Origin of the sequence: Phenylobacterium sp. (assembly GCF_965284355.1) — a bacterium.
In the GTDB taxonomy this organism is placed as follows: domain Bacteria; phylum Pseudomonadota; class Alphaproteobacteria; order Caulobacterales; family Caulobacteraceae; genus Phenylobacterium.
Genome location: NZ_OZ260078.1, coordinates 1,267,333 through 1,290,394, shown reverse-complemented (window position 1 = coordinate 1,290,394; position 23,062 = coordinate 1,267,333). Strand labels below are relative to the sequence as shown.

Sequence of the window (23,062 nt, the reverse complement as noted above, 5' to 3'; positions counted from 1 at the left end):
CGCTTCAGCATGGAGCGTATCCGGAGTTGACGAGGTAGTTGGCACACTCGGCGGCTGAGAAGTGGTCGAGGAGGAGGCCGATGCGTCGCCAGGTGGCTTCGACGGTGCGCTCGGCGGCTTTGCGCAGGAGGGTCTTCAGCTTGGCGAAGACCTGTTCGATGGGGTTCAGGTCGGGGCTGTAGGGCGGCAGGAAAATCAGGTGCGCGCCGGCGCGCCGGATGGCCTGGCGGACGGCCTTGCCCTTGTGGCTGCCGAGGTTGTCCATGATCACCACATCGCCGGGGGCGAGCGTCGGGACGAGGACCTGTTCGACGTAGGCCCGGAACCACTCGCCGTTGATCGGCCCATCCAGGACGAAGGGCGCGTCGATCCGATCGCATCGCAGTGCGGCCAGGAAGGTCAGGGTCTTCCAGTGGCCGTGAGGAACCTTGCCGACCAGCCGCTGGCCACGCGCGCAGCGGCCGTGGGTGCGGGTCATGTTGGTCTTCGCCCAAGTCTCGTCGATGAAGACCAGGCGGCGCGGATCAAGCCGGCCCTGATGGCGTCGCCAGCGGTCCCGCTTCCTGGCCACGTCCGGTCGGTCCTGCTCGATGGCGTGCAGGCTTTTTTTTGAAGGTCACGCCCTGGCGCAGGTAGAAACGCCACACCGCGTCGTAGCTCACAACCACGCCGCGGTCGGCGAGCTCGGCCTGGATCGCCCGGAGCGTCAGGTCCGGCTGCTCCGCGATCCGCGCCAGCAGCCAGTCCCGCTCGCCCGCCAGCACCAGCGGCCGATGACCGCCCATCCGCCGCGCTGCGGCGCTGCCTTCGCTCCGCAGACGCTGCGACCAGCGCACCGCCGTCGCCACCCCGACCCCGAACCGCTCCGCCGCCTCACGGCACGTCCCGCCCGCCACCACGAAGCGCGCCACTCGATCCCGCAGATCAAGCGAGTAGGGTCGACCCATGCGAGCTGGCCTCCCATCCAGCCCACATCTTGAATCATGATCCGCCCAAACCCGGAATCCCGATTCAGCTAAGCGCGGTCACGCTCTAGGACACGGCCTGCAACGAACCGGCGCCGGCCGCGCCTTACGCCTGCACGGCGAGTCGGCTAGATCGCGCCATGGCTCTTCCCCGCGCGCCCAAGGCCGTCGTTTTCGACATGGACGGCCTGCTGGTCGATACCGAGACGGTGGTGTTCCGCGCCATGCAGCGGGCGGCGGGCGCGATCTCGTCCGAGATGCCGTTCACGACCTTCCAGCGGATGGTGGGCCTGCAGCATGCCCACAGCGACCTCATCCTGATCGAGCACTTCGGCGAGGGATTCGACCTGAACTCCTGGTCGGCCGCCGTCAGCGCCCACTTCCGCGAGGAGCTGGAGGCCGGCATCGCGCTGAAGGCCGGCGCGGTCGAGATCCTGGACGCCCTGGACCACCTGGACCTGCCCCGCGCCATCGCCACCTCGTCCAGCCTGGAGAGCGTCCACGCCAGCCTGGGCCCCCACAGCCTGGTCGACCGCTTCCACGCCCTGATCACCCGCGACGTGCAGACCCGCGGCAAGCCGCATCCCGAGCCGTTCCTGAAGGCCGCCGAGGCGCTGGGCGTCGATCCGGCCGACTGCCTCGCCCTGGAGGACAGCCACAACGGCGTCCGCGCCGCCTCGGCCGCCGGCATGATGACGGTGATGGTGCCCGACATGCTGGACCCCACACAGGAGATGGAAACCCTCTGCGTCCGGATCGCCCGCGACCTGCACGAGGTCCGCGGCTGGCTGCTCTGAGCGGAATCAGACGCTTTCAAGCGGACAGTTGAACGGCTTTCCCAATCTCTCTGAACGTCATGGCCGGGCTTGTCCCGGCCACCCAGATACGAGGCGGTACGGCAAGGTGCGCGGAATCTCTGCCGCGAGTCTTCGGCGGCCGGCGGCGCTTCTGGGTGGCCGGGACAAGCCCGGCCATGACATTCCGGAGGTACGAGGTGAGTTACGCCGCCTAGGCGTCCACGTCCGCGCCGCGGCGGCCGAGGGCGGCGGCGACGGCTTCGCGGCGGCACTTCCAGGCGCGGCCTTCGTTGCCGGGGAAGAGCGGGGAATTGATCCGGGCGCACATGGCGCGGGCGGTGATGTTGAGCCGACGCATCATGGCGGCGTCACCGTCCAGGCGATTCACTTCGAGGCGCATGGCCATCAGCGTCTGGCGCTCACGCGCAAGCGCGGGCGTCGCGGCCATGGCGGCGAGAACGACGAAGAGGGCCAGACGGGTCACTCAGCCTCCCTGGAATGACTCCCGGGATGGTACGCCCGTAATTTAAACGGTCAAGCTGAGTCAGCGCCCGCCGGTCGGACCTCGCTCGAAATACCGGAAGAACGCGCTGTCGGGCGACAACACCATGGTCGTCTGGCCGTCGCCCAGCGACTGCTCGTAGGCCTGCATCGAGCGGAAGAACGCCGCGAACGATGGGTCCTTTCCGAAGCTGTTGGCGAAGATCCGGGTGCGGAGCGCGTCGCCTTCACCCATGATCTGGCCCTGCTGCTCGCGCGCGGTGGCCAGGGTGATGGCGACTTCCTTGTCGGCCTCGGCGATGATCTCGCGCTTGCGCTGTTCGCCCTGGGCCCGCAGTTGCGCGGCGACCTGCTGGCGCGACGTCGACATCCGGCGGAAGACGGCCTCGCGGTTCGATGTGGGCAGGTCGGCGCGGCGGATACGCAGGTCGATCACCTCGATGCCGAGGCGCGAGGCCTTGGCGCGGCGCGCGACGTCCAGCTTGGCCTGCTGCATCAGCTGGGCGCGGCGGCCCGAGATGATATCGGTGGCGCTGGCGGCGCCCAGCACCTGACGCAGCGAGGAGTTCACCAGCCGCTCGATCCGGTCGGCCGCCGTCGTCTCGTCACGCAGGGTGCGGTAGAACTGCAGGGGATCCGAGATCCGGTACCGGATGAAGGCGTCCACCACGAGCCGCTCCTGGCCCGCGGTGATGATTTCTTCCTTGTCGGCTTCCAACGCGATGTTGCGGCGGTCGAACTTGAACACCTGCTGGAAGAACGGGACCTTCAGGTGCAGGCCGGCCTCGTTTCTGCCCGGCTGATTGATCACGCGGACGGGGTCACCCAGCGCCACCACGAGCGCCTGTTGCCTCTGGTCGACGACGAAAAAGGTCTGCGACGCCAGGATGAGAACGGCCAGAGCCGCAACGACATAAGCGATGTAGCGCGGGGTCATTGGGCGCCCTTCCGTTCGGGCTGCTGCGGCGCGGCCGGCGCCGGGGCCGGCGGCGGCGTCTGCGATTTTGGCCGGAAGGCGTCGGGCGGCAGGATGATCGGGGCGGTCGCGCCCTTGGCGTCGATCACCACCTTGTTCGAGCTCTGCAGCACCCGCTGCATCGTCTCGATGTAGAGCCGGTCGCGGGTCACGCCGGGGGCTCTGCGATACTCGGCGTAGATCTGGTTGAACCGCGCCGCCTCGCCCGAGGCCTCGCGTACGGCCTGCTCGCGATAGCCCTGGGCGGCGTTGGTGATGCGGGACGCGTCGCCCTTGGCCTCGTTGACCACCCGGTTGCGATAGGTGTTGGCCTCGTTCTCGGCGCTGTCGGCGTCCTGCTGGGCGTTGTTCACTTCCCGGAAGGCGCCCACCACCTCGGGCGGCGGACCGGCCGAGCGGATCTGCACTTCGACGATGCTGATGCCGGCGCCCCAGCCGTCGAGCGTCCTTTGCATCAGCTCGGCCGTCTGCTGCTGCACGGCGCCGCGGCCGGTCGAGATGATCGGTTGCAGCTGGGTTTTGCCCACGACCTCGCGCATGGCGCTTTCGGCCACGGCCTTCAGAGCCGCCTCGGGATCGCGCGTGGCGAAGAGGAACTTGGCCGCGTCGGCGACCCGCCAGGTGACGCTGAAGTCGATGTCGATGATCTGCTCGTCGCCGGTGAGCATCTGGCTCTCGGCCGGCGAGTCGGAGTCAGGGCCGCTGCCGCCGACCAGGGTGTTGTTGAGCTTGGTGACGGCCACCTTCTCCACGTGCTCGATCGGCGCGGGCAGGTGATAGTTCGGGCCCGGCGCGCCGGTGCGCGAATAGGCGCCGAAAGTGGTCACGATGGCCTGCTCGCCGGGCTGCACGACGTAGAATCCCGACGCCAGCCAGGCCAGCGCCAGTCCGCCGCCGACGACGGCCAGCAGCTGGCCGCGAGGCCGTCCGCCCGAGCCGCCCATCAGGTCGCGCAGGCGATTGCTCAGCTGCTCGAAGCCCGCATTGAAGTCGGGGCCGCCGGGCCCGCCGGGGCGGCGCGGGCCGCCGCCGGAGGGGCCGCGTGGCGGATCACGGCGATCGTCGCCGCCGCCGGGGGAGCCCCAGGGGCCGGGGTTGGCGTTGTCGTTCCAGGGCATCAGCCGGCAGTTCTCAAGCGGGACCTTACTTGGTGTTTCGCGGCGTCGATCAAAACCCCCTGTGGGCTTGTAAAGCGATGCCGTCAGCCGGATATGAGACGCCCACCCTACCCAGCGCAAGACCAAGGCGGGATATACCTGTATGAACGAAGGCCCAGATCGGACAGCGATCCTCAAGGCGCTGGACGCGATCGTCGATCCGAAGTCGGGCAAGGGCCTGACCAGCGCCGGTCTGGTTCGCGGCCTGGTGCTGCGCGGCGGACGGGCGGCCTTCATGCTGGAGGTGGCCCCCGCGGACATCGAACTCTACCGCCCGGTCCGCGACCGCGCCGAGGAGATCCTGGCCGAGACCGACGGCGTCGAGTTGGCCCAGGTGGTCCTGACGTCCGAGGTCCAGGCGCCGTCGATGCCCAGCCTTCAGGTCACCCCGCGTCGCCAGGCACCGCCGGCCGGCCGGGGCGGCCGTGCGCGCGTGGCTGAGGATCCGCAGGCCCAACTCCACCCGATGGTCGATGCGGTGAAGCCGCCGCACGTGAAGAAAGTGATTGCCATCGCTTCGGGCAAGGGTGGGGTCGGCAAGTCGACCGTCTCCACCAACCTGGCCGCCGCCTTCGCCAAGCTGGGCCAGCGCGTGGGCCTGCTGGACGCCGACATCTACGGCCCCTCGGCTCCCACCATGTTCGGCCTCGACGGCGACCCCACCTTCGACGAGGAGAAGCGCCTCAACCCGATGGAAGCCTGGGGCGTGAAGGTCATGTCCATCGGCTTCATCGTCGAGCCGGGCACGGCCAACATCTGGCGCGGCCCCATGGCCTCGTCGGCCCTGCGGACGCTGCTCAATTCGAACTGGGGCAGCGAGGAAGAGCCGCTGGACGTGCTGATCCTCGACCTGCCGCCGGGCACCGGCGACATCCAGCTGACCCTGGTCCAGAAGCTGAAGATGGACGGGGTGGTGATCGTGTCCACGCCGCAGGAGATCGCCCTGATCGACGCGCGCCGGGCCGCCACCATGTTCGAGAAGACCGGCGCGCCGATCCTGGGCGTGGTCGAGAACATGGCCTACTTCGCCGACTCGTCGGGCGTGCGGGTGCCGATCTTCGGATCGGGCGGAGCGCGGGCCGAGGCCGAGCGCCTGGGCGTGCCGCTGCTGGCCGAGATTCCCATCGAGGTGCCGCTGCGCGAAGCCTGCGACGCCGGCCGCCCCCTGGTCGCCACCAACACCGAGAGCGCCGCGGCCCAGGCGTTCCTGGACCTGGCGCGGAAGCTCTCTTAACAGCGCCTAGCTCGGCGCAATCACGTCCAGCTTGGGAAAGTACGTCCGGTAACGCGCGGCATCCCGCGTAAGCAGGCTGTGGCCTGCGATGGTGGCGTGCGCGCCGATCAGGAAGTCGGGCAGGGGTGCGGTGCGTGCGCCCCCACGGCGCCGGTAGGCGACGAAGGCCTTCGCGGCCAGAAAGGCCGCCTCGTACGGGATCGCCTCCCGGTCCAGCATGTCGCGCGGCAGGGCGCGTTCCACGTCCTCGATCCGTGAAAAGCGGGTCGAGACCTCGGCATAGATGATGGCGTTGATGATCAGGCGTCCGGTCTCCGCGGCGTCTGCGAGCCGGCCCGCCGACCAGGCGCCCCAGGTCGGGTCGTCCGAGATGATGTCGATCAGCACGTTGCTGTCGACCATCACCGTCGTCACTCGCCGCCTCGCGTCAGGGCCATGATCTCGTCCGTCGTCATTCGGACGTCGCCGCCGTGCCGTCTCAGGTGGGCCACCAGTCGAGCGCCTCGACCCTCGTCCTTCTGATGCGCCGCCCGGACGATGCGAACGTGCCGGCCGTCGAACTCGAAATCCACGTCGGTGTGAGGCAGCAAGCCCGCCTTCTCGCGGATCTCGGCCGGGATGGTCACCTGGCCTTTCGAGGTGATGCGCATGGTAATACTCCTACAGGTAAGAGTAAGAAATGTCGGTCACGCCCGCAATGGGTTGAGTCGGCCTCCCGTGCTCAGGTCCTTCGCGGCGGGACCTGTTCCTGGCCTGTCAGGCTGTCGACGCCGGCGGCGGCCAGCAGGGCGGCCTCACGCGCGTCGAGTTGCCGGCGGACCTCGGTTGCGCGCTCGGCCGTGAGGCCGTACCCCAGAAGGCTGAGGGCGCCGATCGAGACGAACGCCACGGGCCCGATCACGAACACCAGCATGAGCGATTGGATCGCCTCGGGCGTGTTGCCCGATCCGAGCTTGGGATCGTAGCCGGTTCGGCTCAGGACCCAGAAGGTGAGGGCGATCCCGAACCCACCGGCCAGCTTGTTGGTGAGCGTCGTCAGCGCATAGAGCAGCCCGCCGCGCTCCTTACCCTGCTTCAGCCGCATCTCATCGGCCACATCCGCCGTCATGGCGCGCGTGAGCACGTTGAAGCTGGCCGCGAAGAACCCCGTGAAGAACAGGGTCGGCATGGACATCAGCAGTTGGCCCTTGGGCAGGAAGGGCAGCGAGACCAGCAGGATCGAATAGATCGTCGCGGCGACGATGACCGCCCGGTGCTTGCCCAATCGCGTCGCCAGCCAAGCCATGCTCGGCGCGCCCACGATTCCGGCCACGATGTAGACCAGCAGCAGGATATTCGCCTGGCCCGACGTGAAGCCCATGAAGTCGCGGGAGTAGAAGAGGTAGAGCGCGGCCATCCAGCCCGGCCCCAGGCCCAGCGCGAGGTCGGCCAGGATTACGCGCGACATGTTCCGATCGAAGACGAGTTCGGCGTAGTCGCGAAGGCGGAACCGCGCCCCGGGCACGTCCTCCATCACGCGTTCAGGAGTCCGCCAGACCACCAGACCCACGGCCAGCGGCGTGAGGATGACGAGATACCAGATCATGGCGCGGACGGCCTCGGCGTCGCTGTAGCCCATCTGCTCCATCACGATCGGGAACAGCAGCACGCTGAGCGCGCCCATCACGCCGACCGCCGTCATGACGCCGAACAGTCGCGCCCGGTCGTCGTAGGTGGTCGCCAGGGTCGAGGCCCAGGCCGAGTGCGACAGCAGCAAGGCCGAAGAGCCCAGGTAGGCCACCAGCAGGAAGGCTACCAGGCCGGTCACGCCCACCGAACTGTCCGCCTGCAGCAGCAGGAACAGGCCGAGCATCATGAAGGGCGCGCCCAGCACGGCCCAGAAGCGATAGCGACCCCAACGTGTCCGTGTGCGGTCCATGGCGAGGCCCATGGCCGGTTCGATCGGCACGTCGATGCCGCGGGCCAGAGCGAAGGCCGCCCCAACGACGGCGAGTTCCACGCCCAGGCTAGCGGCGAAGTAGGCCGGCAGATGGACCGAGGCCGCGATCCCGAGGCCGCTCAGCGGCAGGCTGGTGGCCGCGAACGCGACCGCCAGCCCGAAGGGCAGCCGTTGCGCCGTCACGAGGGACGGTTGGCGGGGGCGAGGTCGTCGCCCGTCATGGCCTCGAGGCCCGCGGCCGGATCGACCAGGGCGTCACGCTCATCGAGCTTGCGCTGGATCTCGGCGTGCCGATCGGCGCTCAGGCGGTAGCCGATGAAGCAGGCGCCGGCGGCCATGACGAACACGATCGGCCCTACGATGTAGGCGATCTCCAGCCCGCGGATGGCCTCGGGCGTGTTCACGGCTCCAGCCTGCGCCTTGTAGCCGATGGCGGCCAGCACGTTGAACGTCAGGAAGATCGAGCCGGCTGTCGCCAGCTTCGAGGTGGCGGTGATGCCGGCGTACATCAGACCCATCCACTCACGCCCGCTCTCCAGGCGCAGCTCATCGGCGATATCGGCGCAGATCGCCCGGATCATCACGGTGAAACCCGCCGCCATGGCGCCCACCAGGAACATGCCCGGCGCGAAGATCAGAAACTCGCCGGGCGGGAAGAACGGGAGCGCGATGAGGCCCAGTGAATAGATGGTGGTGTTGACGATCAGCGCCCTGTGCTTGCTGATCCGGTTCGCCAGCCAGGCCGCCAGGGGCGCGCCCGCGAACCCGGCCGCCACGTAGATCAGCAGCAGCAGGTTGGCCTGGGCGGTGTCGAAGCCGCGGCTGTCCTTGAAGTAGAACAGGTACATGGCCGCCATCCAGCCGGGGCCCAGGGTCACCAGCAGGTCGGCCGCCAGAAGACGCACGACGTTCCCGCGGGTGAACAGCGAGGCGTAGTCCTTGAGCGTGAACTGCGTGGTGTGGTCCCGTGCGATCCGCTCCGGCGAGACGGCGACTACGAGAAGGCACGTGACGGCGGCGCTGGCGATGATGAACCAGATCATCGCCCGGACGCCCTCGGCGTCGCTGGCGCCTGCTCGCGTCATGAACACCGGGATCAGCAACACGGCCATGGCGCCCACCACGCCCAGGCCGGTGATCGCTCCGAAGATGCGGGACCGCTCCTGATAAGTCGCCGCGAGGCGTCCGCCCCAGGCCAGGTGCGACAGGAAGATGCCGGAGTAGCCGAGGTACATCACCAACAGCCAGGCGCCGAGATAGAACGCGCCGACCGAGCTGTTGGCCTGGATCAGCATGTAGAAGCCCAGCATCAGCACCGGAGCGCCGCACGCCATCCAGATCCGATAGCGGCCGAACCGCGTGTTCGTGCGGTCCATGGCCAGGCCGATGCCGGCGTCGATGGGGATGTCGATGAACCGCACGAGCGCGAAGACCGTGCCGACGACCGCCAGCGAGAGACCGAGCTCGGAGGCGAAATAGCGGGGAAGGTGGACCGTGGCGGCGAGGCCCAGGGCCCCTACCGGAATGCTGGCGCTCGCGAACACCAGGATGGCAGGTAAAGACAGCGCTGCGTCGGCGCTCTTGGGGCCCTTGGACACTTAGACCTGCTCCTCCGGCGCGCCTCTGGAGCGGGCGCGTGCTCCAGGTTACGCGCGTTCAGTTGGCAGGGCGCAAGAGGAATTGGGTTACAAACTCGAAAGACGGCCCGCGGGGGCCGACCTGGCCGCGCCGCCTCCGCTCGGAGCCGACGCGGCCAGGTTGTGGTCAGCCGCCCGCCATCTTGCGGAAGAACTTGCCCGACTGCTCGCCGCCGTTGAGGTAGGCCTTCTGGCCCGCGTCGTCGGTGATCTTGGCCCAGCTGTCGCGCACCTGTTCCACCGTGGCGTTCGGGCCGAGGTAGACGCCCTCGGTCTCGACGATGCGGCTGAGCGCGAAAGCACCCGCGCCGGCCGTCAGGATGTGGCCGGTGGGAGCCTCTTCCGAGCACAGGAAGACGACGCCGGGCGTCACCAGCTCGGGCTTGAGCGCCGCAAGGGCCTCGGCGGGCATGCCCAGGTTCTCGGTCATCCGGGTCGCGGCCACCGGGCTGATGGCGTTGACGTGGATGTTGTTCTTCTGGCCCTCGAGCTTCAGCGTGTTCATGAAGCCGATCAGGCCCAGCTTGGCCGCGCCGTAGTTCGACTGGCCGAAGTTGCCGTAAAGGCCCGACGACGAGGTGGTGACGATGATGCGCCCGTAGTTCTGGGTGCGCATGATTTCCCAGACCGCCTTCACCGGCTTCACGGTGCCGAACAGGTGGACGTCGACCACGACCTGGAAGTCGCCGAACTCCATCTTGGCGAAGCTCTTGTCGCGCAGGATGCCGGCGTTCGCGATCAGGATGTCGATGCGGCCCCAGGCGTCCATGGCGTCCTGGACCATCCGGGCCACGCCGGCGTCGTCGGTGACCGACGAGCCGTTGGCGATGGCTTCGCCGCCCAACGCCTTGATCTCTTCCACGACCTTGTTGGCCGCGTCCGAGCCGCCGCCCGAGCCGTCCATCGAGCCGCCCAGGTCGTTGACCACGACCTTGGCGCCCCGGCGCGCGAGTTCCAGCGCATGCTGCCGGCCCAGGCCGCCGCCGGCGCCCGTCACGATCGCCACTTTGCCGTCGAAGCGGATGTCCGCCATCAGGAGTCCCTCTTGAACACGTGTTCGAAATTCGGCGCGCGTTGTGCGGCGCGGGGACCCACGCGTCAAGCTGGCCCTTCCCTCCCCGCCGGGGAGGGACCGGCGGCGCAGCCGCCAGGGTGGGGAAGTGTGGGCCAGAACTCAGGGGGTGGGGAGGATCATGACTTCCCACCCGTCTCGCTGCGCTCGCCACCCTCCCCACGAGGGGGAGGGAAGGCGCCTTAGCTCGCCGGAACGCGGGCCACCTCGGCCTGCTGCGTGCCGCGCACGAACTTCACCAGCACGCGCTGGCCGATCAGGAACGGAGCGCCCGACGAGTCCACGACCACTTCGACCACGCGGTCGTCGGTCTTCTCGTTGGGGTCGTCCGACTGCAGCTTGCGGGCGCCGAAGACGGCGGCGCGGCGCAGCACCTTGCCCGTGTAGACCTTGGTCGGGTCGCTCTCGGGCGACATCTGCACGGCCTGGCCCACATTGACCACCGAGAGCGAGCCCTCGGGGATCTCGGCGCGGACGATGCGGCCCGAGCCGGGCTCCAGGTCGAACATGTTGGAGACGTTCAGGGTCGAGGCGCCGGCGCCGGGGTTGGCGTAGCGGCGAACGATGCGGCCGTCGGCGGGCGCACGGATCACCGACAGTTCCTGGTTATAGCGCGCTTCGTTGGCGCGGGCCTGGGCCGTGGCGATCAGCGCGTGCTGGGCCATGATCCGCGCCTCGGCTTCGCGCACGATGTCGCGCGACTGGTCCAGCTTCTGGGCGGCCACGAAGTTCGACGGCGCCAGGCCTTCCATCCGGCGCTGCTCGCGCTGGGCGGCCGACAGCTGCACCTGCAGCAGGGCCAGCGAAGCGCGCGCCTGGCGCACCTCGGCCTCGGCGCGGGCGGCGGCCAGGCGGGGCTCGTCGTCTTCCAGGCGGGCCAGCACCTGATCCTTGGTGACCATGTCGCCTTCCTGGGCCAGCACCTCGCGGATGACGCCGGCGCGGCGGGCCGCCACCTGGATCAGGCCGCCTTCCACGTCGGCCTTGCCGTTGGCGATGGCCGCGTAGGGGCTGGGCTTCACGTTCGCGGCGGCCTTGGCCTCCTCGGCCTTCTTGGCCTTGGCCTGACCCTGCATGAAGACGAACCCACCGCCGCCCAGGACCAGGACGAGGGCGACGATCCAGACGAAACGGTTGCGGAGGAGGGCAGGCATAGTCTTCAGGCTCCGATGAGCGCGGGTTTGAGGTGGGCGGCGCCGGAAATGTTGGCCGCGTGTTCGGTGCGCCGGTCGTCCAGGATGCGGCCGTCCTCCAGGTGGATGACGCGGTCCGCAAAGGTCTCGAGGCGGGGGTCGTGGGTGACGCAGATCACGGCGGCGCCGTGCTGCTTGGCGGCGCGGTGGAGCAGCTTGATCACCACCTGGCCGTTCTCGCTGTCGAGCGCGCTGGTGGGCTCGTCGGCGAAGATCAGCTGCGGGTCCTTGGCGAGCGCGCGAGCGATGGCCACCCGCTGCTTCTCGCCGCCCGACAGCTCGGACGGCCGCTGGTTCAGCTTGTTTTCCAGGCCCACCTCGGTCAGCGCGTGGGCCGCCCGCTCGCGGGCCTCGCGCTTGGGCACGCCCTTGTACTTCAGGATGATCTCGACCTGCTGCAGCGCGGTCAGCGCCGAGAACAGGTTGAAGCCCTGGAAGATGAAGCCGCAGTGGTCCAGGCGGAACCGGTCCAGCTTGCCGGGCTTCAGGCTCCACAGGTCCTGACCCATGCCGTTCACCTGGCCCTCGTCGGGCTTCAACAGGCCCGACAGCGCCGCCACCAGCGTCGACTTGCCCGAGCCCGAGGGGCCCATGACCATGGTCACGTCGCCGTGCAGGGCGTCGAAGTCGACCCGCTTGAGCACCTCGACGTGCGTGCGCCCGGTCTTGAAGCGCTTGTACAGGCCCTGGGCCGAGATCGCGGTCTTGGTCAGGCTCATCGCAGCAGATCCGCAGGTTGGCTCTTCTTCAGCACGCCGATCGAGAACAGGCCCGAGAGGCCGGCGATGACGAGGAGGAGGATGGCGACGAAGATGTCCCAGAAGAGGGGGAAGCCCATCGGCACGCCGCCTTTCAGGGCGAGGAGGTAGACCCCGACGGTCAGGATGGCGGTGACGATGAAGCCGGCCACCCCCACCCACAGCGACAGCTCCAGCACGATGGCCCGCAGCGCGTTCATGGGCACGCCCAGGGCCCGCAGGCTGGCGAATTCCTTGATGCTGGACAGGATCGCGCCGCGCAGGGTCATGGACGTGATCGCTATGCCGATGAACGTCCCGATGATCACCGTGGCGGTGATGAACAGGCCGATGATCTGTTCCTTCATCAGCGCGCCCTGGTTGGCCTGGGCCAGCTCGGCCCGGGTCCAGGCGCGGTAGGCGCCCTTCGCGCTCTCGTTCAGTTGCTCGCGGACGATTTCGGCGCGGGCGGGGTCCTTGAGGCGCACCATCAGCGGACCGGTCTTGCCGTTCTTCTGCACCATGCCCAGCAGGCGCAGCGTGTCGCGCGAGACGGTGATCGAGGCGTTGTTGATGTTGGGATAGCCGGTAAGGATCGCCCGAACCCGGATGGTCTTGCCGTTCAGCGAGGCGGTGTCGCCCAGCTTCACGCCCAGGCGGCCCAGCTGGCTCTCGTCGATGGCCACCGAGTAGGGCTCCATCAGCGCGCGGCGCGTTTCCTCGGTGAAGTCGACCGGCAGGGTCACGGCGCCCGGCCGCGTGTCGACCAGGTTCACGTCGACGTAGGTGGTGACCGCCTTCTTGCCGTCCTTGGGATGGTTCACCCAACGGCCGCCCTCGATGTCCCAGGCGGCGACCTCGGCCACCTCGGGGTGCATGTACATCTGCGGCTGAAGGCGCGCGGGCAGGGAGCCGCCGCCCGAGTTGATCAGGCTCTCCATCTTGGCGGGCATGATGATGAGGTCCGCGCGGGACCGGTCGAGCGTGGCGGTCACGCCCTTCACGATGCCGGTGAACATGCCCACCTGCGCCAGGATCAGCAGGCCGGCCACCGCCAGCGCCACCATGGCGGCGCTGTAGCGTCGCCATTCGTACAGCAGTGTCGCAAGCGCCAGAGACATTGTGACGGTCAGCCCTCAACCTTCGAGCGCGGAGTTCGCCACGTCGCCGGATCGGAGCCAGTTAAATCGCCGTAACGGCGGGCCGGATCGGGGCGCGCGCTGTGCGCTCAAAGCCTAGAGACCCGAGGGGAAACCCTCAGATGCGGAGGGGCCGATTAAACCTTCGTAATCCGGGCCGGCGATCGTGTCGCAGGGCTGTGCAGGACTTCTTTAGGCCTTGGCGCGCAAGGGTGAGGCTCCACTGCGACCTGCCCCGCCCGATGTACGTCACGTCTGTCGCCACCTCCGCCTATCCGACCCCCGTCACCCCGGTGCGGGCGGTGGGTGCTGTCACGTCCGCGGACTATGCGACGCGGATGGCCGAGTTCGACACCCTGGCCGCCACGGTGAACGACATCAGCGGCAAGGCCGGCGAGGCCCAGCGGGTCGAGGCCTACCAGGCGCTGCAGGCCATGTCGGCGGGCGGGCGGCTGGCCGGGATCGACCCCGAGCGCCGCAAGGTGCTGGACCAGGCCACCTATGACAGCGACATCGGCCAGCGCGCCCAGGCCCTGGGCCGCGACTTCGTCCAGGCGATGAACGCCGCGCGGCAGACCGGCGGCCCGGGAGCGGCGCTGCAGGCGGTGGCCGACCGCTTCGATCGCCTGTCCCCGCCTGACCGGGATCTGCTCTTCCGCACCACGATCAACGTCGCCGACCGCAGCGGGACCAAGCCGTACGCGGACGCCTCGGCCTGGCGAGCCAACATCGACGCCCAGGCCCAGGTCGTGGGCTTCATGAAGGCGGCGGGCGTCGTCGGCGCCAACGGCGCGCTCGACCAGAAGGCCGCCCAGGCCAAGGCCGCCGACGATCCGAAGTTCGCCACCGCGCTGCGTCTCTCGCTGCGCAGCGACAACAACTCGCCGGAATGGACCCAGGCGGTCTCTCAGCTCTTCGGTCGCGCCGCCCCGCAGGACGAGGTCCGGCTCTCCGACGCCGCCAAAGCCGCCCTGGCCGCCGCGCCGGCTCCCGCGCAGACGCCGGCGGCCCCCGCCACGCCATACCGCGAAGGCTCGATCGCCTCGATCAAGGCCTGAGGAACCGCGTCGGCGCGCCGGCCGCTACAGCAGCCGTCCGCCATTGCGGCGGAGCCGCGCAAGGTAGAGGACGAACAGGCTCACGAAGACGAAGTCGCCCCCGATCACGAGGAGGGCGAACGACGACGTCCAGCCGTTCAGGTGCATGACGAGCAGGTTCAGGGCGAAGAGGAACTTGCCGATGCCGCCCATCAGGACGATCCCGTAGTGCCGCTCGGGGCTCCGCGCGGCCAGCAGGAACCCGAACGCGTAGATCAACGACGTCGCCCAGGCGCCGCGATAGACCGACACCATCACGGGATCCGTCAGCGCATGGCCGAACTCCCGGGCGAACATGCCGGCCGGATCGACGACCCCAGGGATGGAGCCGGCGAAGTTCCAGAGCGCCGACACGACGAACAGGATGCGGAAGCGCGAGATCTCCCGGTCGGTCAGGCTTGGTGCGGTGGTCGCGGCATGCGGCATATCAGATCCCTTCGATCGTTCTGACAGGATGGGCTCGAACCCAGATTTCGGACCGGCACAGGGGGCCCAGGCAGCCCGTCACCTGCAGTCGGTCGTTCGGCAGGACGCGTAGCGAGCTGCGGAAGGTCTGCCCCGTCTCGGGGTTGTAGGCGCCGCCGCCCGTCCATCCCGCCGCCGACGGGCGCAGCCCCCACAGGATTGGGACGCCGATCAGCGGCCGAGCGCGAAGCCGGGCGTCCGGGTTGCGCACGTCGCGCGTGTTTCCCTTGGCGGTGGCGCTGTCGACCCAGGCGAGGAAGGCGCACGGCGAGCGATCGCCGCAGTCCCGGATCTCGACGGTCGCACCATGCATCTGCGTCCGCCACCAGCCATTCGGGCTGGGCGGCGTCGCGTCCGCCGCAGACGCCGCGAGCCACCCGACCGACACTCCCAGGACAAGCCCGCGCACCGGCGACCTCCATTTTGTGAGAACGCGTTATAGTTTAATCCGCAGCTTGGTCAAGGCCTCCGAGTTCCGTAGGGAAGGGCATGCCCGCGAAGCGAACGTCAGGATCAGAGACGCCGGGGCGGACGCGGGGACGCCCCGCCCTGTCGGCCAGCCAGGTCGCCGACATGCGCAGCCACATTTCCGGCTGCGCGCTGAAGCTGTTCCAGGAATTCGGCTACGGCGCGGTGTCGATGCGGCGGCTCGCAGACGAAGCCGGCTGCACCCCCATGACGATCTACCGGTACTTCGAGGGCAAGATCGACATCCTGCGGGCGCTCTGGGCGGAGGTGTTCACCGAGCTGTTCGACGGTCTCGACCAGGTCGCCGCGGCCGAACCTGATCCGTTCGAACGGCTGAACGCCGTCGCCCTCGGCTACGTCGTCTACTGGCAGGAGCACCGCGAGCACTACTTCATGGTGTTCATGTCCAGCGGCATCACGGACGCCGACGTCAGCCTCTTCGTAGGCGGCGATCCGATCGTGAGCCGCTTCAACCTGTTCCGCGAATGCCTCGCCGCCGCCCTCGCCCCCGGGACAGCGCCGGAAGACGTGGAGCTGAGGGGGCAGCTGCTCCTTTGCCTCCTCAACGGGATCGGAAAGAACCTGATGACGATCTCGGCCTATCCCTGGGCTCCGCCGAAGACGCTCGTGCGCGCCGCCGTGGCCACGCTCGTGCCCTCAGCCGGAGCGGCTCCTTAGAGATTGGTCCCTGCCGACGGTCATCCTCACCGGTTGCAAATCCGTGGATGGCCCGGGCGAACCGGCGCAGACGTGTGGTTCCGTCGCGCCGAGGTGACCCGTAATTGGCGCTTCGCTCAGCTCTTTCGCATCTGCGGGCGCCGGTAGGCCCCCACCCGAACGCCGCCCTTGCGCCCTGACCGCTTTCGGCGTGGATTGGCTGGCCAAGCCGCGGAGTCGCGGCCCGCGTCGGGGGATGCATGCTCGCTTTCGGACCTGAGAACGCCCAGAGCCTGGTCGGCGTCGCGTTGGTGCTCGCGATCTGCTGGGCGGTGTCGGAGAACCGCCGGCGCTTCCCCTGGAAGCTGGCGATCGGCGCCATCCTGGTGCAGGCGATCCTCGTCCTCATGCTGTTCGCCCTGCCGCCGGTGCGCGCCGCGCTCGAGGGCGTGGGCGTGGCGGTGGACGGGCTGGCCAAGTCCACCCAGGCAGGCGTCGCGTTCGTGTTCGGCTTCCTGGCGGGCACGCCCAACCAGCCCTACACGCTGACCGACCCCGGCTCGCTGTTCGTCTTCGCGTTCCGGGTGCTGCCGGTGATCCTGGTGGTGTGCGCGCTCGCGGCCCTGCTGTGGCACTGGAAGATCCTGGTCTGGATCACCCAGGCCTTCGGCGTGGTGTTCGAGAAGACCATGGGCCTGCGCGGCCCGCCGGCCCTGGCCACCGCCGCCACCGTCTTCATGGGCCAGGTCGAGGGGCCGATCTTCATCCGCAGCTACCTGCCCAGCCTGTCGCGCTCGGAACTGTTCATGCTGATCGCCGTCGGCATGGCCTGCGTCTCGGGCTCCACCATGGTGGCCTATGCGACGATCCTGGCGGGGGTCCTGCCGAGCGCGGCGGCCCACGTGTTGACCGCGTCCATCGTCTCGGCCCCGGCCGGCGTGCTGCTGGCCCGCATCATCGTGCCCCGCGACGCCGCCATCGAGGAGGCCCAGGCCTACGATCCCCTGGCCGCCAAGAAGTACGACAGCTCGATCGACGCCCTGATCAAGGGCACCACCGACGGCCTGCAGATCATGCTCAATGTCGGCGCGACGCTGATCGTGTTCGTGGCCCTGACCGCGATGGTCAACAACATCCTGGGCGCGTTCGGCGACGTGGCCGGCGCGCCGCTGTCGGTCGAGCGTGGCCTGGGCGTGCTGTTCGCCCCGCTGGCCTGGGCCATCGGCGTGCCGTGGAAGGATGCGCCCACCGCCGGCTCGCTGCTGGGCGTGAAGCTGGTGCTGACCGAGTTCACCGCCTTCATCCGCATGGGCGCGATCCCGGTCGAGGCCATGGACCCGCGCTCGCGGGTGCTGATGACCTATGCGCTGTGCGGTTTCGCCAACATCGCCTCGGTGGGCATCAACCTGGCCGGCTTCTCGGTGCTGGTGCCCGAGCGGCGCAACGAGATCGTGGGCATGGTCTGGAAGGCCATGATGGCCGGCTTCCTCGCCACCTGCCTCACCGCCTCGATCGTGGGCCTGCTGCCCGCCGGGCTGTTCGGCTGAGCCTTGCCGCGCCCTGCGCCGGGGCCCAGTGTGCCGCGGTGGGTGAGGGGGGCGAATGCTTGCTGTGCTCGTAGGCGCGATCGCACTGGGGATCGCTTACTTCAGTTGGACCATGATCCAGGCGCTGCGCGCCAAACCCGTACGGCCGCTTCCGGAAGCGATCGGCGTCGGCGCCGTGACCAACTTCTTCGACGCGCTCGGCATCGGCTCGTTCGCCCCCACCGCCGCCTGGCTCAGGTTCCGACGGCACGTCCCCGACCGCCTGATCCCCGCGACCATGCTGATCGGCCACACGCCGCCGACGTTCGTCCAGGCCCTGATCTTCCTGGTGCTCCTGGGCGTAGGGGTCGATCCGGTCTTGCTGACCGGTTGCGCCCTCGCGCTCACGGTCGGAACCTATTTCGGGGTCGATCTCGTCGCCCGTGCGCCCGTGCGCGTCGTGCAGGCGGTGGTGGCCGGGGCGCTCATCCTGGCCGCGGTCTTCTACGCCCTGGCCAACCTGGACATGATGCCCGTCGGCGGGACGGCCAGCGCCTTGCCGCCCGGGCTGACGGCCGTCGCCATCGCCGCCAGCTTCGTCTTCGGCGTGCTCGTCTGTTTCGGCGTCGGGCACTATGCGCCCATGCTGGTCATGCTGAGCCTCATGGGCATGGACCCGCGGCTGTGCTTCCCGATCATGGCGGGCGGCGGCGCCGTGGCCGCGGCCGGGGCCTGCGTCCGCTACATCAAGACGACCGACGTGGATCTGCGCATCCCGCTGGGCCTGTCGCTGGGCGGCATTCCGGCGGTCCTGGTGGCGGCGTTCGTGGTCAAGTCGCTGCCGATCGAACCTCTGCGCTGGCTGGTGATCGTCGTGGTGCTCTACGCGGCGGCGACCCTGCTGTGGTCGGCGTTGCGCGGCGACAAGGCGGCGGAGGCCCCGGCCCAGGGGACGGCCTGAGGCCCGCTTTAGGCCGGCTTCTCCAGCACGCACAGCGCCTGACCCAGGTTGCCTTCCGGCACGATGTGGTCGCCGCCGTCGCGGAACTCGACGATACTGAGGTTCAGCTCGCGGGCGAAGACCTCTAGCGCCACCCGTTCGAGGAAGACGTTCATCGGGGCCACCACCTGCGCCTTGGCGCCGGCCAGGGTCGCCTGGAAGATCGGCAGGTGGCCGGGTTCGCGGAACTCCAGGAACGACAGCACGATCCGCCCGCCCGGCTTCAGCACCCGCCGCGCCTCCTCAAGGTACCAGTAGCTCTGCTCGTGCAGCAGGTGGGTCAGCACCGAGAAGAAGCAGACCATGTCGGCCTGGCCGTCGGCCGCCGGGATGCCGATGTGGTCGATCACCTCGAAGCGCCAGTCGGGGCGCGCCGCGATCGTCTGCGCGTGGGCCACCAGGTCGGGCACCAGGTCGAAACCGAGGTAGCGGCCCTTCAGCCAGGCGGACAGCGGCTTGGCCAGCCGCCCCGCGCCGCAGCCCACGTCGACGAGGTAGCCGTCCTGCGGCAGGCCGTAGTGGCGGACCAGCGCCGCCTCCATCCCGCCGATCAACTCGAACCCGTCGCCGATGGCGTACTCCATCGCCCGCGCGTGCGGCATGCTGGCCTTCACGCCCTCGACGTAGGCGACGTTGACAGCCTTCAGGTCGCGCGACGATGGCGGCGCGTCCGCCGTCGGCGGGGGTGGGGCGGGCGGGTCCGACCACAGCGCCCGCCACGCGCGCCTCAGGTGAAACGCCATACTCACTCCCTCGACCTGCAGGCGTCGTAACGCTTGCCTCGCCGCCGGGGAAGGGCGCTAGCTTCACGGCAAGGGAGGAAACGCCATGAAGCTCTACGACACGCCGCTCGCGCCCAATCCGCGACGGGTCCGCTGGTTCATGGCCGAGAAGGGCATCAACGACGTCGAGATCGTCACGCTCAACCTCTTCGAAAACCAGCACAAGACGCCCGACTACCTGGCCAAGGCCGGGCTGCCGAACGTGCCGATGCTGGAGATGGAGAACGGCGACTGCATCACCGAGAGCGTCGCGATCTGCCGCTATCTCGAGGCGAAGTATCCTGAGCCTAACCTCTTCGGCCGCACGCCCGAAGAGACCGCCACCATCGAGATGTGGCTGCGCCGCGCCGAGATGATGCTGGCCACGCCGATGATGATGGGGGTGCGCCACACCCATCCGGCCATGGGCGCGCTGGAGGCGCAGGTCCCTGTGATCGGCGAGCACAACCTTACCGGCGCCACGCGGGCGCTGAAGATCCTGGACCGGCGGCTGGCCGAAAGCGAGTGGATCGCCGCCGACCGGCTGACCATCGCCGACATCATCGCCTTCGTGAGCCTCGACTTCGGCCGCATGATCAAGTTCCGCCTGCCCCAGGACCTGACCCACGTCGCCCGGTGGGCCGACGCCATGCGGGCCCGCCCCGCCGCCCAGGCGGGGATGCCCCAGAAGGCCCCGGCCCAGGCGTCCGCGTGATGGACCGGCGCGCGGTTCTGGCCGGCGGCCTGGCGCTGGCCGCCAGGCCCGCCTTCGCCATCGATCCCGGCCGCGCGGCCGGCCGCTACAATCACGATGGCGCGGACTTCAAGGTGACCCATGCGATCGCGCTGGCGGTCGACAATACCGAGGGCTTCTCGGACGAGGGCAACGGCTTGCGGGTGCTGCTGAGCGACCGCGAGGTTCCGGTCTCGGCGATCTGCGGCCTGGCGTTCCCGCCGGTCTGGGGCATGGCGCGCGACGGCAAGCTGGAAGGCCTGCTGCTCAAGCTCGATCCGGCGGACAAGACCTCGCTCGTCGCCACGATCCTGACCAAGCCCGAGCCCGGCTACTCCATGGCCACCACCACCATCAGCAACACCGAGGGCCTCTGGAGCCGCCTGGACGCCAGCCCGACCCGCGTCTCGGGCGAACTGAAAGCCGACGCCAGCGACAGCATGATCTTCGAGTTCTCGGCCCCCGTGTTCACGAACGCGGTGGAGGCCGACCTCAAGGGGCCGGCGGCTGCGGCGTCCGAACCGGCGAAGGTGCTGCTGGCCCGCGCAGAGGCGCTGAGCCGCAAGGACTTCAAGGCCGCCGCCGCTCTGTCCACCGCCGACTCGGCCCGCAACCTGGAGGCCATCCCGCCCGAGATCCTGAAGGAGCTGGCCCGGTTCACCACCCGGATGGTCCGCGAGCTGAAGGCGCCGCGTCGCGTGGTCATCCGTCGCGAGACCGCCGCCGTCATGCTGGGCCCCGGCGAATGGGCCAGCCTCACCAAGGTGGACGGCGTCTGGAAGGCGTCCGACTAGCCTGGCGGGGTGAACCCGCGCCCCCTCCACCGCTTCGCGGTCCCCCTCCCCCATTGGCATGGGGGAGGAACTGATGCGTCGATCTCCCTAGTTCCCCACCTGCTTGCGGGGGAGGGGGACCACGTAGTGGTGGAGGGGGCGCTACGCCGCTAAGGCGCCAGCAGTTCCAGCGAGCGGATCCGCTCGGGCAGCGACGGCCCGGCCGACATCACGAACACCTCGTCGGCCACAACCCGCTTGGCCTTGTCCTGAAGCAGGCCGCGCACCGCTCCGGCCTCGCCGGCGATGCTGCGGCCCTCGACGTCCGCCAGCAGCGGCGTGCCGGCCCATTCGGCGAGGAAGGCCTCGGCGTCTTCGATATCGGTGAAGCGGCGGCGGCGGCCCGACAGCATCGATACGGTCCCGGCCCGACGGGGCGCGTCGCCGCGCCACCCGGCTTCCTCGGTCTCGGCTGCGTAGGCGATGACCGCCGTCCCGGCCCACGGCTCGGTGCGGTAGGCCGACGGCCTGAAGGCCCGGCGGTAGGCGGCGATCGCGGGCCCGGCCTCGGCGCGGGCGATGAACTCGGCGAACACCATGCCCACGCCCATCATGCCGGCGAAGGTGGCGCTCTCCTCCGACGTGCATAGCACGAACAGGTCGGGGTGCGAGGGGCCCGCGGGGTTGGCCTTGATGTCGTAGATCGGGTGGCCTTCCGGGATCGGGACCGTGCCGGAGGCATCCAACAGCCACGCCGACAGCAGCTGGAAGTACTGCGGGAAGGCGTCCGACCCCACCGAACGCAGCGCCCCGCCGGTTCGCGCATCGGCGCCCAGCGCGCGGCCCAGGCCCAGGTCGATCCGGCCCGGCGCCAGCGCCTCCAGCTCCATGAACGTCTCGGCCACCTTCAGCGGCGAGTAGTTCACCAGCATCACCCCGCCCGAGCCCAGCCGGATGCGTTGCGTGTGCTGGCTGATCGCGGCGATCAGGATCTCGGGGTTGGGCGAGCCCAGGGCGGCGATGTTGTGATGCTCGGCCAGCCAGAAGCGGTGGTAGCCCAGCGCCTCGGCCGCCTTCGCGATCTCGATCGACTGGCGCACGGCCTCTGCCTGGGTCGCATCGCCGGTGACCGGCGAAAGGTCGAGTACGGAAAGCTTCATGCGTTCAACTGTTCCTTCTCCTCACCCGTAGGGGGAGGGGGACCATGCGCAGCATGGTGGAGGGGGTAGACCGGCGAGGCGCAGCGCGTGAAGCGTTCCCCCTCCACCGCGTGCCGCGGTCCCCCTCTCCCTACGGGTGAGGAGGGCCGTCCGCCGTACGCTGCGCTCACCTACTCGTCCAGGTACTTCCAGGTGGCGGCGCCGTCGAACTGGCGCACGCGGATGGCGCCCCAGTCCAGGTCGTCGATTAGCCGGGCGTTGATCGCCATGCGATCGCGGGCCCCGTCCAGGCTCTGCCAGTGGGTGATCACGCCGCAGGCCTTGCATCGGTGGAACGCCAGCATCCGGTCGCCCCAGACATAGACCTGGGTGGTGGCCGGCGCGGGCAGGGTGACCTCAAGGGGATTGTAGTAGGCCCAGCGGGCGCCCAGGCGTCGACAAATCGAGCAGTTGCACTCCGTCACATCGGCCGGCGCGGTCGGGACCGTCAGGGCGGCGGCGCCGCAGTGGCATGCGACCTGGATCATTCGCGAGCTCTCCCAGATGCCCGGTTCTGTCGACGGGCTGGTCCCAATTGCTGGGCGACCCGGGGCCGCGTGTCCAGTGCCGAGCTTGTCGGCGTCAGCCGCTGCGCCGCGCCGACCAGGCCGAGCGGGAGATCTCCATCAGGCGGTGCTGCGCGTCGAACCGGCCCTGATCGACGAAGCCTTCCCGAGTGTAGACATGCTGGGCGCGGGCGTTGTCGACGTGGACGTCCAGGTGCAGCGCCGTGGCGTCGGAACGCTCGAACACCCAATCCATGACGACGCGCAGGATGCGCGTGCCCAGCCCGCGCTCGACCCCATCCACCGCGATGCGTCGCAGCCGCACGCTGGGCTCGCGGAACCTCTGCAGGATCACGAAGCCGGCCAGGCCGGCGCCCTCGTGCACGCCGAAGTAGCGCGCGTCGGGCGAGCCCAGCTCGGCGGCATGCTCGTCGGCGTCCCAGCGGCCGATATACGCCTCATAGCCGGGCAGGCGCTCGATCCGCATCACTTCGGGGATGTCGGCCGGGGTCAGCGGCGCCAGCGCCATG

The 23,062-nt window shown here is 69.3% G+C and carries 26 protein-coding genes; 8 read left to right on the top strand and 18 right to left on the bottom strand.

Going from position 1 to position 23,062, the window contains the following annotated elements:
- Positions 1-4 precede the first annotated feature (4 nt).
- Positions 5-947 (bottom strand): IS630 family transposase gene (locus ACQ66R_RS06255; protein WP_430419033.1). Its coding sequence is split into 2 segments (ribosomal slippage): positions 5-610 and positions 612-947, totalling 942 coding nucleotides; the frame shifts between segments, so codons are not numbered across the junction.
- A 158-nt stretch (positions 948-1,105) separates the two neighbouring features.
- On the opposite strand from ACQ66R_RS06255, the gene ACQ66R_RS06250 reads away from it, so the two are divergent.
- The gene (locus ACQ66R_RS06250; RefSeq protein ID WP_430420205.1) at positions 1,106-1,762 is read left to right on the top strand and encodes an HAD family hydrolase; all 657 of its coding nucleotides are present in this window, start codon (positions 1,106-1,108) and stop codon (positions 1,760-1,762) included.
- A gap of 211 nt (positions 1,763-1,973) precedes the next feature.
- Here the strand turns inward: ACQ66R_RS06250 and ACQ66R_RS06245 are convergent, their stop codons facing one another.
- From ACQ66R_RS06245 to hflK, 3 genes are read right to left on the bottom strand one after another with little or no spacing between them, the layout of a single operon-like run.
- Positions 1,974-2,246 (bottom strand): hypothetical protein, encoded by a 273-nt coding sequence (locus tag ACQ66R_RS06245; RefSeq protein ID WP_430420203.1) that lies wholly within the window; start codon positions 2,244-2,246, stop codon positions 1,974-1,976.
- A gap of 60 nt (positions 2,247-2,306) precedes the next feature.
- On the bottom strand, positions 2,307-3,200 hold the full coding sequence (gene hflC, locus ACQ66R_RS06240; protein ID WP_293362916.1) for a protease modulator HflC: 894 nt from the start codon (positions 3,198-3,200) through the stop codon (positions 2,307-2,309).
- The gene (hflK, locus tag ACQ66R_RS06235) at positions 3,197-4,357 is read right to left on the bottom strand and encodes an FtsH protease activity modulator HflK (RefSeq protein WP_430420201.1); all 1,161 of its coding nucleotides are present in this window, start codon (positions 4,355-4,357) and stop codon (positions 3,197-3,199) included. The genes hflC and hflK overlap by 4 nt, the downstream gene beginning before the upstream one ends.
- 142 nt (positions 4,358-4,499) lie before the next feature.
- Here hflK and ACQ66R_RS06230 point away from each other — a divergent pair, with 142 nt between their 5' ends.
- On the top strand, positions 4,500-5,630 hold the full coding sequence (locus tag ACQ66R_RS06230; RefSeq protein WP_430420199.1) for an Mrp/NBP35 family ATP-binding protein: 1,131 nt from the start codon (positions 4,500-4,502) through the stop codon (positions 5,628-5,630).
- Between the two features lie 6 nt (positions 5,631-5,636).
- Here ACQ66R_RS06230 and ACQ66R_RS06225 read toward each other — a convergent pair whose 3' ends face one another.
- The 8 genes from ACQ66R_RS06225 to ACQ66R_RS06190 form a co-directional block, all read right to left on the bottom strand.
- On the bottom strand, positions 5,637-6,044 hold the full coding sequence (locus ACQ66R_RS06225) for a type II toxin-antitoxin system VapC family toxin (protein ID WP_430420197.1): 408 nt from the start codon (positions 6,042-6,044) through the stop codon (positions 5,637-5,639).
- A complete protein-coding gene (locus ACQ66R_RS06220; RefSeq protein ID WP_430420195.1) occupies positions 6,041-6,280 on the bottom strand; it encodes an AbrB/MazE/SpoVT family DNA-binding domain-containing protein in 240 nt (79 codons plus the stop codon). Before ACQ66R_RS06220 ends, ACQ66R_RS06225 begins: the two co-directional genes overlap by 4 nt.
- A gap of 71 nt (positions 6,281-6,351) precedes the next feature.
- A complete protein-coding gene (locus tag ACQ66R_RS06215) occupies positions 6,352-7,752 on the bottom strand; it encodes an MFS transporter (RefSeq protein ID WP_430420193.1) in 1,401 nt (466 codons plus the stop codon).
- Positions 7,749-9,167, bottom strand: coding sequence for an MFS transporter (locus ACQ66R_RS06210; protein ID WP_430420191.1), 1,419 nt, complete (start codon positions 9,165-9,167; stop codon positions 7,749-7,751). The genes ACQ66R_RS06215 and ACQ66R_RS06210 overlap by 4 nt, the downstream gene beginning before the upstream one ends.
- Positions 9,168-9,333: 166 nt before the next feature.
- Entirely contained in the window at positions 9,334-10,239 is a 906-nt protein-coding gene (locus ACQ66R_RS06205) for an SDR family NAD(P)-dependent oxidoreductase (RefSeq protein ID WP_430420189.1), read from the bottom strand.
- 221 nt (positions 10,240-10,460) lie between these two features.
- The gene (locus tag ACQ66R_RS06200) at positions 10,461-11,432 is read right to left on the bottom strand and encodes an HlyD family secretion protein (RefSeq protein ID WP_430420187.1); all 972 of its coding nucleotides are present in this window, start codon (positions 11,430-11,432) and stop codon (positions 10,461-10,463) included.
- 5 nt (positions 11,433-11,437) lie between these two features.
- Positions 11,438-12,190 carry an ABC transporter ATP-binding protein gene (locus tag ACQ66R_RS06195; RefSeq protein WP_430420185.1) on the bottom strand — a complete coding sequence of 251 codons (753 nt, stop codon included), beginning with the start codon at positions 12,188-12,190 and terminating at the stop codon, positions 11,438-11,440.
- A complete protein-coding gene (locus ACQ66R_RS06190) occupies positions 12,187-13,329 on the bottom strand; it encodes an ABC transporter permease (protein WP_430420183.1) in 1,143 nt (380 codons plus the stop codon). The genes ACQ66R_RS06195 and ACQ66R_RS06190 overlap by 4 nt, the downstream gene beginning before the upstream one ends.
- Positions 13,330-13,559: 230 nt before the next feature.
- On the opposite strand from ACQ66R_RS06190, the gene ACQ66R_RS06185 reads away from it, so the two are divergent.
- Positions 13,560-14,405: a hypothetical protein gene (locus tag ACQ66R_RS06185; RefSeq protein ID WP_430420181.1), complete on the top strand. Its 846-nt coding sequence runs from the start codon at positions 13,560-13,562 to the stop codon at positions 14,403-14,405.
- Between the two features lie 24 nt (positions 14,406-14,429).
- Here the strand turns inward: ACQ66R_RS06185 and ACQ66R_RS06180 are convergent, their stop codons facing one another.
- Both ACQ66R_RS06180 and ACQ66R_RS06175 read right to left on the bottom strand, forming a co-directional pair.
- Positions 14,430-14,870 (bottom strand): hypothetical protein, encoded by a 441-nt coding sequence (locus ACQ66R_RS06180; protein WP_430420179.1) that lies wholly within the window; start codon positions 14,868-14,870, stop codon positions 14,430-14,432.
- A gap of 1 nt (position 14,871) precedes the next feature.
- Positions 14,872-15,318, bottom strand: coding sequence for a DUF2147 domain-containing protein (locus ACQ66R_RS06175; protein ID WP_430420177.1), 447 nt, complete (start codon positions 15,316-15,318; stop codon positions 14,872-14,874).
- 80 nt (positions 15,319-15,398) lie between these two features.
- Here ACQ66R_RS06175 and ACQ66R_RS06170 point away from each other — a divergent pair, with 80 nt between their 5' ends.
- From ACQ66R_RS06170 to ACQ66R_RS06160, 3 genes are all read left to right on the top strand, one after another.
- On the top strand, positions 15,399-16,055 hold the full coding sequence (locus ACQ66R_RS06170; RefSeq protein ID WP_430420175.1) for a TetR/AcrR family transcriptional regulator: 657 nt from the start codon (positions 15,399-15,401) through the stop codon (positions 16,053-16,055).
- Between the two features lie 239 nt (positions 16,056-16,294).
- Positions 16,295-17,581 (top strand): NupC/NupG family nucleoside CNT transporter, encoded by a 1,287-nt coding sequence (locus ACQ66R_RS06165; protein ID WP_430420173.1) that lies wholly within the window; start codon positions 16,295-16,297, stop codon positions 17,579-17,581.
- A 55-nt stretch (positions 17,582-17,636) separates the two neighbouring features.
- Positions 17,637-18,521 carry a TSUP family transporter gene (locus ACQ66R_RS06160; protein ID WP_430420171.1) on the top strand — a complete coding sequence of 295 codons (885 nt, stop codon included), beginning with the start codon at positions 17,637-17,639 and terminating at the stop codon, positions 18,519-18,521.
- Between the two features lie 8 nt (positions 18,522-18,529).
- On the opposite strand, the gene ACQ66R_RS06155 is transcribed toward ACQ66R_RS06160, so the two are convergent.
- Positions 18,530-19,303, bottom strand: coding sequence for a class I SAM-dependent methyltransferase (locus ACQ66R_RS06155; RefSeq protein ID WP_430420169.1), 774 nt, complete (start codon positions 19,301-19,303; stop codon positions 18,530-18,532).
- Positions 19,304-19,388: 85 nt separating this feature from the next.
- On the opposite strand from ACQ66R_RS06155, the gene ACQ66R_RS06150 reads away from it, so the two are divergent.
- Both ACQ66R_RS06150 and ACQ66R_RS06145 read left to right on the top strand, forming a co-directional pair.
- Positions 19,389-20,036, top strand: coding sequence for a glutathione S-transferase family protein (locus ACQ66R_RS06150; protein ID WP_430420168.1), 648 nt, complete (start codon positions 19,389-19,391; stop codon positions 20,034-20,036).
- Positions 20,036-20,848: a hypothetical protein gene (locus tag ACQ66R_RS06145; RefSeq protein WP_430420167.1), complete on the top strand. Its 813-nt coding sequence runs from the start codon at positions 20,036-20,038 to the stop codon at positions 20,846-20,848. Before ACQ66R_RS06150 ends, ACQ66R_RS06145 begins: the two co-directional genes overlap by 1 nt.
- A 149-nt stretch (positions 20,849-20,997) precedes the next feature.
- Here ACQ66R_RS06145 and ACQ66R_RS06140 read toward each other — a convergent pair whose 3' ends face one another.
- The 3 genes from ACQ66R_RS06140 to ACQ66R_RS06130 form a co-directional block, all read right to left on the bottom strand.
- The gene (locus tag ACQ66R_RS06140; protein WP_430420165.1) at positions 20,998-21,987 is read right to left on the bottom strand and encodes an MsnO8 family LLM class oxidoreductase; all 990 of its coding nucleotides are present in this window, start codon (positions 21,985-21,987) and stop codon (positions 20,998-21,000) included.
- A gap of 170 nt (positions 21,988-22,157) precedes the next feature.
- Positions 22,158-22,514, bottom strand: coding sequence for a GFA family protein (locus tag ACQ66R_RS06135; protein WP_430420163.1), 357 nt, complete (start codon positions 22,512-22,514; stop codon positions 22,158-22,160).
- Between the two features lie 94 nt (positions 22,515-22,608).
- Positions 22,609-23,061, bottom strand: a complete 453-nt coding sequence (locus ACQ66R_RS06130) for a GNAT family N-acetyltransferase (protein ID WP_430420161.1) — start codon at positions 23,059-23,061, stop codon at positions 22,609-22,611.
- Position 23,062 lies beyond the last annotated feature (1 nt).